16 protein-coding genes are annotated in these 12,429 nt (G+C 63.2%); 11 read left to right on the top strand and 5 right to left on the bottom strand.

Annotated features, from left to right (window positions below; genetic code table 11):
- Positions 1-3: 3 nt before the first annotated feature.
- Positions 4-1,143 (bottom strand): hypothetical protein, encoded by a 1,140-nt coding sequence (locus E4K64_RS13455; protein ID WP_135163935.1) that lies wholly within the window; start codon positions 1,141-1,143, stop codon positions 4-6.
- A gap of 377 nt (positions 1,144-1,520) precedes the next feature.
- Here E4K64_RS13455 and E4K64_RS13450 point away from each other — a divergent pair, with 377 nt between their 5' ends.
- Complete coding sequence (locus E4K64_RS13450; RefSeq protein ID WP_235884661.1) at positions 1,521-1,829, top strand: hypothetical protein; 309 nt, start codon at positions 1,521-1,523, stop codon at positions 1,827-1,829.
- A 15-nt stretch (positions 1,830-1,844) separates the two neighbouring features.
- Here E4K64_RS13450 and E4K64_RS13445 read toward each other — a convergent pair whose 3' ends face one another.
- From E4K64_RS13445 to E4K64_RS13435, 3 genes are all read right to left on the bottom strand, one after another.
- On the bottom strand, positions 1,845-2,030 hold the full coding sequence (locus E4K64_RS13445; RefSeq protein ID WP_135163934.1) for a hypothetical protein: 186 nt from the start codon (positions 2,028-2,030) through the stop codon (positions 1,845-1,847).
- Positions 2,031-2,092: 62 nt separating this feature from the next.
- Positions 2,093-3,322 (bottom strand): carboxylate-amine ligase, encoded by a 1,230-nt coding sequence (locus E4K64_RS13440; protein WP_135163933.1) that lies wholly within the window; start codon positions 3,320-3,322, stop codon positions 2,093-2,095.
- A 16-nt stretch (positions 3,323-3,338) separates the two neighbouring features.
- Positions 3,339-4,166 (bottom strand): class II glutamine amidotransferase, encoded by an 828-nt coding sequence (locus E4K64_RS13435; RefSeq protein ID WP_126261558.1) that lies wholly within the window; start codon positions 4,164-4,166, stop codon positions 3,339-3,341.
- 521 nt (positions 4,167-4,687) lie between these two features.
- Between E4K64_RS13435 and E4K64_RS13430 the strand changes: the two genes are divergently transcribed.
- The 8 genes from E4K64_RS13430 to E4K64_RS13395 all read left to right on the top strand — a co-directional run bounded on the left by E4K64_RS13430 (position 4,688) and on the right by E4K64_RS13395 (position 9,576).
- Positions 4,688-5,461, top strand: a complete 774-nt coding sequence (locus tag E4K64_RS13430; RefSeq protein ID WP_167771979.1) for a cobalamin B12-binding domain-containing protein — start codon at positions 4,688-4,690, stop codon at positions 5,459-5,461.
- A 177-nt stretch (positions 5,462-5,638) separates the two neighbouring features.
- The gene (locus E4K64_RS13425) at positions 5,639-6,238 is read left to right on the top strand and encodes a hypothetical protein (protein ID WP_135163931.1); all 600 of its coding nucleotides are present in this window, start codon (positions 5,639-5,641) and stop codon (positions 6,236-6,238) included.
- Positions 6,235-6,717 (top strand): hypothetical protein, encoded by a 483-nt coding sequence (locus tag E4K64_RS13420; RefSeq protein ID WP_135163930.1) that lies wholly within the window; start codon positions 6,235-6,237, stop codon positions 6,715-6,717. The genes E4K64_RS13425 and E4K64_RS13420 overlap by 4 nt, the downstream gene beginning before the upstream one ends.
- Before the next feature lie 302 nt (positions 6,718-7,019).
- Entirely contained in the window at positions 7,020-7,493 is a 474-nt protein-coding gene (locus E4K64_RS13415) for a TerB family tellurite resistance protein (RefSeq protein ID WP_135163929.1), read from the top strand.
- Between the two features lie 2 nt (positions 7,494-7,495).
- Complete coding sequence (locus E4K64_RS13410; protein ID WP_135163928.1) at positions 7,496-7,858, top strand: hypothetical protein; 363 nt, start codon at positions 7,496-7,498, stop codon at positions 7,856-7,858.
- Positions 7,855-8,490: a TerC family protein gene (locus tag E4K64_RS13405; protein ID WP_135163927.1), complete on the top strand. Its 636-nt coding sequence runs from the start codon at positions 7,855-7,857 to the stop codon at positions 8,488-8,490. Before E4K64_RS13410 ends, E4K64_RS13405 begins: the two co-directional genes overlap by 4 nt.
- A gap of 32 nt (positions 8,491-8,522) precedes the next feature.
- A complete protein-coding gene (locus E4K64_RS13400) occupies positions 8,523-9,107 on the top strand; it encodes a TIGR00645 family protein (protein ID WP_135163926.1) in 585 nt (194 codons plus the stop codon).
- A 205-nt stretch (positions 9,108-9,312) separates the two neighbouring features.
- Positions 9,313-9,576, top strand: a complete 264-nt coding sequence (locus E4K64_RS13395; protein WP_135163925.1) for a hypothetical protein — start codon at positions 9,313-9,315, stop codon at positions 9,574-9,576.
- 7 nt (positions 9,577-9,583) lie between these two features.
- Here E4K64_RS13395 and E4K64_RS13390 read toward each other — a convergent pair whose 3' ends face one another.
- Entirely contained in the window at positions 9,584-10,480 is an 897-nt protein-coding gene (locus E4K64_RS13390) for an alpha/beta hydrolase family protein (RefSeq protein WP_135163924.1), read from the bottom strand.
- Between the two features lie 181 nt (positions 10,481-10,661).
- Between E4K64_RS13390 and E4K64_RS13385 the strand changes: the two genes are divergently transcribed.
- Positions 10,662-12,050, top strand: a complete 1,389-nt coding sequence (locus E4K64_RS13385) for a class II 3-deoxy-7-phosphoheptulonate synthase (protein ID WP_126261566.1) — start codon at positions 10,662-10,664, stop codon at positions 12,048-12,050.
- Positions 12,051-12,054: 4 nt separating this feature from the next.
- Positions 12,055-12,408 carry a diacylglycerol kinase gene (locus tag E4K64_RS13380; RefSeq protein ID WP_135163923.1) on the top strand — a complete coding sequence of 118 codons (354 nt, stop codon included), beginning with the start codon at positions 12,055-12,057 and terminating at the stop codon, positions 12,406-12,408.
- Positions 12,409-12,429 lie beyond the last annotated feature (21 nt).

Below are 12,429 nucleotides of genomic sequence, written 5' to 3'. Positions count from 1 at the left end.
CGCTCAGCCGTAGAGATACCCGACCGGCTTGCCTTCGGTGCGCAGCGGACGGACGTCCTTGTGCGTGATGATCTGACCGGCGAGTGCGTCGATCTCGTCGCGTTGCGTCGGCGTCCAGCTGCGCAGCTCGTTCATGCCCTTGAGCAGGCCGAGGCGGAGCACCTGGGTGTTTTCGCCGACGCCGACGAGGCCGATCGAATCCTTGCTCGCCGTCACTACGTCGCCAGCGGCAAGCTCGAAGCTCTCGCCGGCTTTCTTCCTGAACTCGGCCGTGCCGCGAATGACGCGGTAGATCACGACCTCGCCCTTCGCAAAGCAGGTCGCATCGGCGGCGATCGACGTGCTCTTCGGCAGCAGCGACTGGCCGCGCGGATCGGTTGCGATGATGTGGCCGGTAACGAGATGGCCACTCGGGCTCTCGATGCCGATATCGCGCAGATAAACCGGCATGGCCGATTTGACGGAACCATCGGTGAGCGGCTTGAACAGCGCATCCAGCGCCAGCGGATCCTGCAGCCAGAAGCCGGCACCGGCCGGCCGGTCGTGCAGCTTGTGGCTCCAGGCCACGCGCGGCGTCTCGGCCTCGTCGATCTGGTTCGGACCCACGATGGTCGGATTCGGAAAGGTGGTGGGATCGGTGATGAAGGCTTCGAGGAATTTGCCCGAATAGCCCATCGAGATCGGGTCGGGCACCACTGTCTGCGGCGTCTTCAGGTTCTCTTCGGTCGAAAGGCCCGACCAGGTGTAGAACAGCTGGCGATGCACGATCGCGCTTTGCAGCATCACCGCGCCAGGGCCGACATTATAGAAACGCCCGTCATAGTCGAAGGTGAACGCGCCCGAGGTGACCAGCACGAGCTGAAAGCCGCCGGGCGGGAGATGCAGATGGAAATCGGTGGGACCGGTGTCGGGACGGTAGATCGGCAGATTGGTCGCGACTTCGTGCAGCAGGAAGGTTTCGTTGTTGGCGTGAAAGCCTTCGTTGGCGCGATTGTAGAGCGCTTGCGGACGATACGTCGCCTCGAACTTCGCATTCCGGTCGCGATCGATTGCGACGAAGTCCTGCATGTTGAGGCGAAGCGGCGCGCCATTCGGATGGGTGAGGCCGATCGTCTTGAGACCGCCCGCAGCATGCACGTTCATGACGTTCTCCGCTCTGCGCCGTTGCTTCGCTCGCAACGTCACTGCGAATTTTGGGCCAGTTGGTTGGCGAAGCAGCAAGCGAGCCCGGCGCCGGGATGCGGGCGTGCTCGCGCAGGAGAAAATCCGATGGTTGCACGGGACGTTAGATCGATGGCTTGGTCTGATCGTCAGGCGCGGTGCGAGGGGCGCGTGCTTGCGGGATAGCGACGGGACCTGTCTAATTTGTCGGCAAGCCTCGCCAGTGCGTGCAGCGGCGTCGGGGGAGAAGCGGCGCGATGCCGGCCTTGGGATGAGCGAAAGACGTCGCGACCGGGCTGGCGGCGATTGACAGAGTGTTCATGTTTTGTTCTTATGCTGCCACCGAGATGGAGGCAGCCATGGACAACCGTATCAGCGAACTTCGCAGAACCATCAGAGCGCTTCGCGTCAGCATGCGCGAAGCCGAGGCGATCATGCACGAGCAGATCAACCGCGCCGAGGACTGCAGCTTCGTGGCGCAGGAGGTGATCAAGATGCGCTCGGTCATGAGCCTGCTCGCAAAGGAGCGGATTGCGCTCGGCGATCACGAGCCGATCCTGGTGAACAATGTCTTCATCCCGCGGCGCCGGCCGGCGCGGAAGCCGGTCGCGGCGCCTTCCCCGGCCGCCGAGTCCCTGTTTCGTCCGCGCCTGGTGGCGCGGGCTTGACGCGCGGGGGGCGCCTCAATCGAAGGCGCGAGGCGCGGCCCGATCCGGCTTGCCGGCCGGGTTGTCCGCCCACTTTGCCATCTCCATGGTCCGCGCGTCGACGCCCTCGCACCAGAAGCAGCTTGGCCGCGCGCGGCCGTTCTCGGACAGGATCGGAACCAGGCTGTGGCCGCAACCGGCGCACCAGGCGATGTCAGTCATGCATTCCCCCACGGCGTACCAAATTCAGAAATGACTTCCCGTCCGCGAAGCTTGTGCGGGCGCTATGACGGCGCTGGAGTCCTGCGCCCGATCGGCGCGCTCGTTCCCGAGATCGTTGATGTAGCGATCCATCGTGACACGGCTGCGATGTCGTCGCCGTTTTCGCGATAGGCGCGAAGCTGGAATTCGGCCGAGCTGCCGCGGTCCACAATGACGCGGCAATGCTCGATCTCGGCGGCGCACCCCAGCAGGTCCGCGTCCTCGGCCGTGGCGTCGATGATTCGGGAGAGCAACTCCGAGATCGTGACCGGTCCGTCCCGGGAGGCAAAGATGCAATCGGTTCCGTAGCGCTGGGCGCGCCATTTATTCTCCACCGCGATGGCGCGGTCGACCGCCGTGACCTCCTTCGACAAATGAGGCCGCAGATAAAGGTGACGCGTCAGGCAGCGATAGAGCGAGGCGATGGCAACGGCATCGTCGACGAAGGTGCAGGTGTCGGGCGCACGAAGCTCGAGCGTCGGGTGCCGCATCGAAGGACGCATCGCCCACCAGATGTGGCTCTCGTCGGGAATGACGCCGGAGCGCTGCAAGGCGCCGAGATATTCGTCGTAGTCCCGCCGGCTCTCGAATAGTTCGGGCAGGCCGGTGCGCGGCAGTTCGGAATAGGCGGCGAGGCGGTAGCCCTTCAGCCCGGTCTTGTGCGAATCCCAGAACGGAGAGGATGCCGACAGCGCGATGAACAGCGGCAGGTGCGGCAGCATCGCCCGCATCACCGCCATGCGCCTCTCGGGATCCGGCAACTGAACATGCACGTGCATGCCGCACATCATGTTGCGATGGCCGATGCTGCGCAGATCCTCGATCATCTCCTCGTAGCGCGGCTTCGGGCTCGGCTGCGACATGCGCCAGACCGCCGTCGGGTGCGTGCCGCAGGCCATGATCACGAAGCCATATTGCGCGGCGACGTTCGCGACCTCGCGCCGCAGGAAGCGCAGCTCTTCGCGGGCGTCGTTGACGTCGACGTGAACGTTGGTGGCGACCTCGAGCTGGGATTGCAGCATCTCGCGCATGGCCTGGCCGCCGGTCGACCAGTTTGCCGATTCGAACAATTCGTTGGGAGTCTGGATCGCGACCTCGAAGCTGCGGCGGTCGGCCAGGAAATACTCCTCCTCGATGCCGAAGGAATATTCCGCTGCCTTGCCGCCGCCGCCAGCGGAGCGAATGACGAGGTGCTGCTTGTCGTCGGAGGGATCCAGTCGAAGAAGTTTTACAACGTCTGAAGCAGATGTCATGTCCCACCCGGCAGTGTCACCTCCGGGAACTAATCCTTCTGGCAGGGGCGGGTTCCGTCTCGGCGCCACTGCAAATTGTCGCGTCGAAGGGAACAATCTTCACGCTTTCCGATGCACGCGCGATCAGCGCGTGGTTTGGCGGCACTTCGCTCCAGTCCGCTTCCTTGTCGAACGGCTCGGATACGACGATGACCTGGCCGCCGTCCTCACGGAAATAGAGTGTGTTCGCGGCGTCGTTGACCGCAACACGGAAGGCGTAGAGATCCTTGCCATTGGCGATCGCACTGGTGAAGCGCAGCCGTTCGCGCAAGTGGCCTTCATTGACGAGGCCGACGAGAGCCTGCAGCACGCGCTGCGTCGCGCGGAGCGGATCGCTGTCGAGGCCGGCGCCCATCATCGCCAGGAACACGGCTTCGGAGTCGGTCGTGCCGAGTCGTGAAGGGTAATAGTCATTGGGAATCAGCGCCTCGACCTTGCGCCGCAGCCGATTCCAGCTTCCGACGAATCCGTTGTGCATGAACATCCAGTGACCGCAGGCAAAGGGATGGCAATTCTGCCGCGTCACCGCCGTGCCGGTGGCGGCGCGCACATGGGCAAAGAACAAGTGCGAGCGCAGATGCCGGCAGAGGTAGCGCAAATTTTCGTCCGACCACGCCGGGCGCGTCTCGCGATAAAGGCCGGGCTCGGGATGCTCGCCGTACCAGCCGAGACCAAAGCCGTCGCCGTTCGAGCCCGCCGTCGATTGCAGCGAGCGGATGCTCTGCGCGACCAGGGAATGCTCGGGTTCGGTGACATAGGGCTCGAACGACGTCGTCTCGCCCCGGTATGCGATCCAGCGGCACATGGGTGTATCCTGTCGGGAGATGCCGTGATGTGCGGTAACTCATTGGCCTGCATGATAGTTCCTGACCGCTGCTGTTCGTCCTCTTCGGCAGGATTCGCATGTCGCGTGGCATCTTGAGACGTTCATTCACCCTGCGGAGTTGCAACGCGCATACGCGGGCGCGGACTCATGAACGTCGGCTCACCAATGCAAGGCGGAAGGCCGCGACTTGAGCGTGATCTGCGGCTTGTGACCCGAAACGGTCATCTCAGCTCCGGATTCATCCAGCAGTCTGAGGTCACCCTTGGCTAGGTCTTATCGAGAGGGGCTGGTGCGTCGGTCGATTCCCGCTCAACTACAGGGAGCGCAAGGGATCCGGGTGTTCACTTTTGAACTTACCGGGGGTTGCCGAGGTAATTTGAATTAGTCTTTGACTGAGACGTCACGAAGAATGATGCTGCGGACTAAAAAAAGGAATTGCCCGAGCCAAATCAGCCCGAAACCATCGCAGCCACTAGCAAAGTTGGGAGGTGCTAACGCTAATGCTGAAGTGGTGCTCCTACTGTCAGAAATTTCAAGGCGAAACCTTTCCCTTTGAAGATTTGTCCGTCACTTACGGACTCTGCCGGAGGTGCGAGTCAGAGCACCCGGATATATTCGCAAGCGATGTCGTCCAGCACTCCGAGCTTCTCCGCCGTGTTTACAATTCGCTCTACGAAGCAGGGCGACGGAATGATATTCGTTTGGCTCAGCAGCTTGTTGAGGAAGCGATCGCCGCTAACTTCAAGCCCGTTGATATCCTCCTCGGAGTTTTGGCCCCGCTGCTCTACAAGATCGGCGAACAGTGGCATTCCGGCACCATCACCGTCGCCGACGAACACGAGTTCACTGCCTTTAGCGAGCGCGTCATCGAATTGATCGAAGGAAGCATGCAACGGGGTAGGACACGACGTCGAAAAGGCGCACCCCGGTACTTTCTCATGAATGCGCCCGGCAATACTCATACTCTGGCCGTCCGCATTCTTGCTCTTTGGTTGGAAAGTCACAGCATCTGTTCACCAACTGTCGTCGACCATCTCGATTTGCATGAACTAGCTCAGCAAATTATCGCAGTTGCCCCCAAAGCGCTGTTGATTTCGATGGCTTTGCCCCAACAACTCACCGGTGTGACGGCTATCTCCGCTCTTGTCAGAGAATTGCCGGGCGGCGCTCGTCCGAAGGTCATAGTCGGCGGATATGCGATCAAATCAGGCCTGGTGAGGTTTGTGCCTGGCGCTGAGCTGGCTACCGACATCAACTTGCTAAGCACTTCCTGATTAGAGGACTTCCGCTTCTGGCCCCTTAAGGGACCAGCCGGGGCGAACTGGCCATGTCCGGTCTTGAGGGTTAAACGGACCCTCCCTCCGCGCGGGTCGATCGGGTTTTGAGTACACGTCCTAGTAAACTGTTAACAGGACACGGCTAGGTTGCGCCCGGTAATTTGAGTGCGCATTATGAGCCGCTTCGTTCTTTTCACTTGCATGGCGTTCGTCACCGCCTTTGTCGGCGTGTCCTGGGCGATGCGCGGCTTTCCCATGACCGTCGCTTCCTCTTCACCGACCGGTGAGTTGAAGGCGACACTCACGACCTCGTTCGGCGACGAGAGTGTCAAGGTGCACGAACGCAAGGCGTGGGAAGCCAAGCACACCCTGCAAAGTGACAAGGATCCGCAGCTCGATGCGCTGCGCATGGACGCGCTGCAGGCTGGCACTGCCTACGCGATGTCGCCGTGTGACAAAACGATGAAGGCGAACCTTATCGCGGCAACGTCGGCCTATGCGCGGGGCTACATGAAGATTTTCGACTGCCCAAATCCGGCACTGGCGATGTTCTGTAGCGAAAAGAAGCGTGATCAGGCCAATGCCGCATACTCGACGCCGCTTGACGTTCGCGTCCGCGCGCAGCTCGCCGAGGCGTTCGACCAAAAGGGAATCGTCAAGGAGGATTTCCCGGAGGAGATCCGCCTCACGGTGCTCCAGTTTGCCGGGCCCGGCCTGTGGTCCGATCCGTCTCCTGTGTGCCTGCCGCAGCAACGCGGGACGAATGCGAGATGAATCGTGCCTGGTTCATCGTCTGGGCCCTGGTCGTCTGTCAGGTTGCCGCTTGGGCATTTGCGCCGCAAAAGCCAGCCGAGCCTGCAAGGCCAACCGACGGTCCGGGCTATGGCTCCAACGAAGCGATCTTCGTCGACGGGAGAGCGAGGACGCGCCGTGAAGCGACGCTGGCGTTCGAAATTCCCTATGGCTCGCGCTGTGCAGGTGAGGGCCGGAAGCGGTTCATCGGTTCGGTCAACGGATATTACTATCGCCGTCAGAACGAGGCCGAACGTTACCCCGAGACCTTTGGCAGGCCCGGTGCGGACTACATCACGAAGCAATGGTCCACCGGCGAAGACAAACGCCTCGAGCGACTGACGCAGGAAGCTTATGCGCAGGGCTATCTGCAACCGTCCGACTTTGACGACGTCGCACGCAAAGCGGTTGAAGCAGTAGTCAGGGGGGAGCGCTTGACGGTGCGCTCCTGCGCAAGCTGACATCGGGATGGGGTTCGAAGGCGTCGCTCCCCCGGCCCGTTCCGATAGATATGGAACCGATGCGGCGGCTGGTCGCAGTCATCTTGCCTTGATTCCGACAGGCCCACCTTTATCTCTGACACGAACAAGAATCCGGGCCCCTCTGGCGAGGACGCCGACAATGTCGGCAAACCTCGTGATGTCGGATGACCTGTCCCGCGCGAATGCGATGGATTGGCCGATCGTCGGGCCCTCGATGTTCTCTCCGACCTCATCGTCCCCATCGCAGCTCCGTGCGGTCATTTCGCAATAAGGGAGCAACGATGTCCGACGCCAAGCATTCAAATCCGATCGAGATCGAGATCGCGGAGCCGTCCAGTCTGAACGAGCAGGCTGCGGCCGCGCTGGTGATTGCCGGCGCGCTCGTCGCCGTGGCCGACCGGCGGGTTTCGCCGGTCGAGCGCGACGAGGTGATCCGGTTCATCAGGGCTCGCGGATTGGCGCCGCATCTCGACGACGAGAGGCTGTTTGCAATGTTCGACGCACTCGCCGAGCGGCTGGAGGAGCCGGATTTTGCCAATGTCGTGATCGAGACGCTGCGGCCGGTCTCGGACATGCCGTTGTCGTCACATCTGATGGAACTGTCGCAGCGAGTCGCGGCCGCCGACGAAGACGTCCATCCCCACGAAGTGCAGGCGATCAAATTGTTGCGCTTGCTGACACTGGCGCTGCCGCGCGCGAAGTCGATCCCGTCGGGTCAGGGGCAGACCGAACGGCAATTGGCCACGGAGGAGTAAGCATGAGCGCAGCATCGAACGAGCGTACGCGTGAGGCCGCACGTCCCGCCAGCGAGCTGGCGGGCGGTGACCCGCGCCTCGACAAGCTCGTCGATCGATTGCCACCGCGCGTGAGCGAGACCGTCACCTATCTGCTCAAACCGTCGAGCCGCTGGGTCAGAATCCCCTCGGGCGCGCTGCTCGTCGCCGGCGGTGTGCTCTCCATCCTGCCGTTGCTCGGGATCTGGATGCTGCCGCTGGGTCTCGCGCTGCTCGCCGAGGACGTGCCTGCGCTGCGCTCCTCCCGTTCGAAGGTCTTCGACTGGATCGAGCGTCGCAAGCCGCATTGGCTCGATCCGTCCGTAGCGAAGAATGATCAATCATGACTGAATTCATCACGCCCGATGCGCTGTCTGCGCTGCTTCAAGTCGTCCTGATCGACCTCGTTCTCGCCGGCGACAACGCCGTTGTCATCGGCCTTGCCGCAGCGGGACTGCCGGCCGAGCAGCGCCGCCGCGCCATCATCGTCGGCATCGCTGCTGCCACCGCACTGCGCATCGTCTTTGCCGGCGTCGCCACCCAGCTGCTGCAGATCATCGGCCTGTTGCTTGCCGGCGGCGTGCTGCTGCTCTGGGTATGCTGGAAGATGTGGCGCGAACTGCGCGAGCAATCGCATGCGAGGCAACTCGCGTTCAGTCATGGCAGCGGCGCCGACGCCGAGCCCGCGCGGCCAAAGACCTTCGGCCAGGCCGCGGTGCAGATCGTCGCGGCCGACGTCTCGATGTCGCTCGACAACGTGCTCGCGGTCGCGGGCGCCGCGCGCGAGCACCCCTACATCCTCATTTTCGGCCTGTTGCTCTCGGTCGCGATGATGGGCGTCGCCGCCGATCTGCTCGGCCGCGTGCTCCAGAAGCATCGCTGGGTCGCCTATGTCGGCCTTGCCATCATCATTTACGTCGCCTTCGAGATGATCTATCGGGGTTCGCTCGAGCTCGCGCCTGTCATCGCGAGTCTCTGAGGCGCACGCCCGTCCGCAATCCGGAGTGATCCATGACGTCTGAACCCAAAGCACCTTCGGTGCCGACCGCACCGCAGCCGCCGGTCGGGCTGCTTCCGAAGCTGATCTTCGGCTCACGCTGGCTGCAATTGCCGCTCTATGTCGGCCTCATCGTCGCCCAGGCCGTCTATGTGCTGCTGTTCCTGAAGGAGCTCTGGCACCTGGTCCTGCACTCGTTTGACGCCAGCGAGCAGCAGATCATGCTGGTCGTGCTCGGGCTGATCGACGTGGTCATGATCTCGAACCTGCTTATCATGGTGATCGTCGGCGGCTACGAGACCTTCGTCTCCCGCCTGAACCTGAGCGGGCATCCGGACGAGCCGGAATGGCTCGGTCACGTCAATGCCAGCGTGCTCAAGATCAAGCTGGCGATGGCGATCATCGGCATTTCCTCGATCTCGCTGCTCAGAACCTTCATCGAAGCCGGCAATCTCGGCACCACGCGCAGCAACTTCACCGAGACCGGCGTGATGTGGCAGGTGCTGATCCACCTGACCTTCATCATCTCCGCGATCGGCATCGCCTGGGTCGATCGTCTCAGCGAGAGCGGCCATCGCGAGAAGGCCGCCCACGACTGACGGACCTGGCCGCCTGAGGCCTCCCGAGCGGCCAGTCCAGGGGCCCGCCCGATCGTCCGATCCGGCGGGCTCTTTTTGCGAGATCGATCAAATTGTCTGCAATCCGTTCAACGGCGGCAAACGCTGCGGACAACAAGCCCGGCGCTTTAAACCAGGTCTTTGGAACCGGTCTGCATCCTGCCCGCAAAAGGGCAGGGCTATCGGCATGTCAATTCTCAGGGAGATCGTCGCAGCCGTCGCGGGAGTCTACGCGCTCCTGCTGGTCTGTGACGCATTGTTCGGGGTCGGCGAGGCGCGCTTCGACGACGCTTATTACCGCGCCAGCTTCTATGCGCCGCGGCCGAAGGAGTTTCGGTTTGCGAGCGACACGCCGCCGGCGGTCCGCGTCAGCGAAGCGTTCGCACAATTCGCGCCGAGCGATGCAAGACCGAACAGGCGCTACTCGTCTCTCACGACCATCATTCGCTGACGCCGTCTCACTCCCCCTGGACCCATTCAGCGACGCCGCGCCACAGCGTGTCGCGGTGTTCGGGGCGGAAGAAGCCGAAATGGCCGATGGCCTTGGCGCCGACCTCGGACGGCTTCACCGTCAGCACCTCCGGCTTGATCGCGGAGAACCCGCTTGTGAGCAGCTCGACCGCGGGCCGCGTCGCCCAGGGATCGTCGGAAAAGCACAGCGCCCGCAGCTCGCCCTTGAACTTGGTGAAATTGTCCAGCGCCGGCAGCTTGGAATCGAAGAGATAACGGGGGCTCGAGACCCACTCGGACCATTGCAGGAAGACCCCCTTGGGCAGATCCTCGCCGATTCCGGCCCAGCCCGGCGCATAGCCGAGCGCGTGGACCAGCGGTACGCCGACGAGGTTCATGAACGCGAAGACGCGGTACTTCTCGGGTGAGGTCATCAGCCGCCAGGTCGCGGCCTGCGAGGCCACCAAGGCAGCACGAGAGATGTCGGTATTGTTCGCGATCAGCCCGAGCGCCTGGCCGCCGAAGGAATGACCGATATAGGCGAGCGGCAGCGTATTGTACCGCTCGCGCATCCAGCGCACCGCGGCGGTGACGTCCAGCGCGGCCCAGTCCGACATCGAGGCCTTGAAGCCGACCAGCGACTTTGGCCGGTTGTAGCCGACCATCGCCGGCAGCCGGGAATCGCCGATGCCGCGATAGTCGTAAGTGAGCACCGCGCAGCCGCGATGGGCGAGGTAGGAAGCAAAGCCGCGATAGATTTTGCGCGGGACCGCGGTCGCCGAGTTGATCAGCACGGCGTGGCGCTTGGCCCCCCGCGGCAGGAACAGGGTGCCGGTGAGCCCATACCCGTCGGTCGCCGGGAAGCTGATCTCGTCGATGAAAACGTCGTCCAATGCCGCGCCCATGGCCAGGAGCTATTTCGCCAGTTTCCTCAAGCTTTCCCAGCAAATGCGAATTTGGCTTTCCCCGCAAGGGCTTGCGATGCCAAACGGATTTACAACTGGCGGGGCGGAGCCAGCCTGTGTATAAGGCGGCCCTCACAACCCCCAGATCAGGTTGTGCTTTTTGCTTCACGGAGAGATTGCGATGTCCGAGCGGTGGACGCCCGAGTCCTGGCGCAGCAAGCCGGTGCTACAGGTGCCCGACTACCCCGACGCCAAGGCCCTGGCCGACGTCGAGGCGCAGCTTGCGACCTTTCCGCCGCTGGTGTTCGCGGGCGAGGCCCGCAACCTGAAGAAGGCGCTGGCGCGCGTTGCGGCCGGCGAAGCCTTCCTGCTTCAGGGCGGCGACTGCGCCGAGAGCTTTGCCGAGCACGGCGCCAACAATATCCGCGACTTCTTCCGCGTGCTGCTGCAGATGGCGGTGGTCTTGACCTATGCCGGCGCCGTGCCGGTGGTGAAGGTCGGCCGCATCGCCGGGCAGTTCGCCAAGCCGCGCTCGTCGCCGACCGAGAAGGTGAATGGCGTCGAGCTGCCGAGCTATCGCGGCGACATCGTCAACGACATCGCCTTCACCAGGGAAGCGCGCGTCCCCGATCCGCAGCGCCAGCTGATGGCCTATCGCCAGTCGGCCGCGACGCTGAATCTGCTGCGCGCCTTTGCCACCGGCGGCTTCGCCAATCTCGGCAGCGTGCATCAATGGATGCTGGGCTTCCTCAAGGATTCCCCGCAGTCCCGCCGCTACAAGGAGCTGGCCGACCGCATCTCGGACGCGCTCAACTTCATGCGCGCCTGCGGCCTCGATCTCGAGAGCCATCCGGAGCTGCGCGCCACCGATTTCTACACCAGCCACGAGGCATTGCTGCTCGGCTACGAGCAGGCCATGACCCGCGTCGATTCCACCACCGGGGATTGGTACGCGACCTCGGGCCACATGATCTGGATCGGCGACCGCACCCGCCAGCTCGATCACGGCCATATCGAATATTTCCGCGGCATCAAGAACCCGATCGGGCTGAAGTGCGGCCCGTCGCTGAAGCCCGACGAGCTCCTGAAGCTGATCGACGTGCTCAACCCCGACAACGAGCCGGGCCGGTTGACGCTGATCGGCCGCTTCGGCTCGGACAAGGTCGGAGAGCACCTGCCGAACATGATCCGCGCCGTTAAGCGCGAGGGCCGGGTGGTGGTCTGGTCCTGCGATCCCATGCACGGCAATACGATCACCTCGACCTCGGGCTACAAGACGCGCCCCTTCGACCGCATCCTGTCCGAGGTGAAATCGTTCTTCGCGATCCATGCCGCCGAAGGCACCCATGCCGGCGGCGTGCATCTGGAAATGACGGGCCAGGACGTCACCGAATGCCTCGGCGGCGCCCGCGCGATCACTGACGAGGACCTCAACGACCGCTACCACACGGTCTGCGATCCCCGCCTCAACGCCGAGCAATCCATCGACATGGCTTTCCTGATCGCAGAACTGCTCAAGCAGGAGCGCGCCGGCAAGGCCCAGCCGATGCCGGTCGCAGCGGGGCTCTAAAACCTTGCTGCGGATCTGGAAGGCCACGATCAATTCCCGTAACGGTCTGGCTTTTGCGCTTCGATCGGAGCAGGCCGTCCGCGAGGAGATGTTTGCGCTCCTGCTGTCGGTGCCGCTCGCCTGGTTCGTCGCCGCGACCGCGATGCGGGCCGCCGAGCTGGTCTGCGCCGTCGCCTTCGTGCTGGTCGTCGAACTCCTCAACACCGCGATCGAGAAGCTCGCCGACCGCCTGACCATGGATCACGACAAGCAGATCGGCCGGGTCAAGGACATGGGCTCGGCCGCGGTCGGCGTGGCGCTGCTGATGGCCGGTGCGTTCTGGATCTTCGCCATCGTCGAGCGGTTGGGTTTCGTCTAACGAGGAACGGATAAGGGCGCC

It is taken from the genome of Bradyrhizobium frederickii (assembly GCF_004570865.1).
Taxonomy (GTDB): domain Bacteria; phylum Pseudomonadota; class Alphaproteobacteria; order Rhizobiales; family Xanthobacteraceae; genus Bradyrhizobium; species Bradyrhizobium frederickii.
The sequence above is the reverse complement of the archived record's forward strand: the minus strand, read 5'-3'. Positions and strand labels throughout refer to the sequence as shown.

Coding starts and splice junctions, on each gene's coding strand:
- E4K64_RS13390 (WP_135163924.1), bottom strand. CDS start 10,480: ATGGGCGCGGCATTGGACGACGTTTTCATCGACGAGATCAGCTTCCCG.
- E4K64_RS13415 (WP_135163929.1), top strand. CDS start 7,020: ATGTCCGACGCCAAGCATTCAAATCCGATCGAGATCGAGATCGCGGAG.
- E4K64_RS13405 (WP_135163927.1), top strand. CDS start 7,855: ATGACTGAATTCATCACGCCCGATGCGCTGTCTGCGCTGCTTCAAGTC.
- E4K64_RS13420 (WP_135163930.1), top strand. CDS start 6,235: ATGAATCGTGCCTGGTTCATCGTCTGGGCCCTGGTCGTCTGTCAGGTT.
- E4K64_RS13410 (WP_135163928.1), top strand. CDS start 7,496: ATGAGCGCAGCATCGAACGAGCGTACGCGTGAGGCCGCACGTCCCGCC.
- E4K64_RS13385 (WP_126261566.1), top strand. CDS start 10,662: ATGTCCGAGCGGTGGACGCCCGAGTCCTGGCGCAGCAAGCCGGTGCTA.
- E4K64_RS13425 (WP_135163931.1), top strand. CDS start 5,639: ATGAGCCGCTTCGTTCTTTTCACTTGCATGGCGTTCGTCACCGCCTTT.
- E4K64_RS13400 (WP_135163926.1), top strand. CDS start 8,523: ATGACGTCTGAACCCAAAGCACCTTCGGTGCCGACCGCACCGCAGCCG.
- E4K64_RS13395 (WP_135163925.1), top strand. CDS start 9,313: ATGTCAATTCTCAGGGAGATCGTCGCAGCCGTCGCGGGAGTCTACGCG.
- E4K64_RS13445 (WP_135163934.1), bottom strand. CDS start 2,030: ATGACTGACATCGCCTGGTGCGCCGGTTGCGGCCACAGCCTGGTTCCG.
- E4K64_RS13440 (WP_135163933.1), bottom strand. CDS start 3,322: ATGACATCTGCTTCAGACGTTGTAAAACTTCTTCGACTGGATCCCTCC.
- E4K64_RS13455 (WP_135163935.1), bottom strand. CDS start 1,143: ATGAACGTGCATGCTGCGGGCGGTCTCAAGACGATCGGCCTCACCCAT.
- E4K64_RS13430 (WP_167771979.1), top strand. CDS start 4,688: ATGCTGAAGTGGTGCTCCTACTGTCAGAAATTTCAAGGCGAAACCTTT.
- E4K64_RS13450 (WP_235884661.1), top strand. CDS start 1,521: ATGGACAACCGTATCAGCGAACTTCGCAGAACCATCAGAGCGCTTCGC.
- E4K64_RS13435 (WP_126261558.1), bottom strand. CDS start 4,166: ATGTGCCGCTGGATCGCATACCGGGGCGAGACGACGTCGTTCGAGCCC.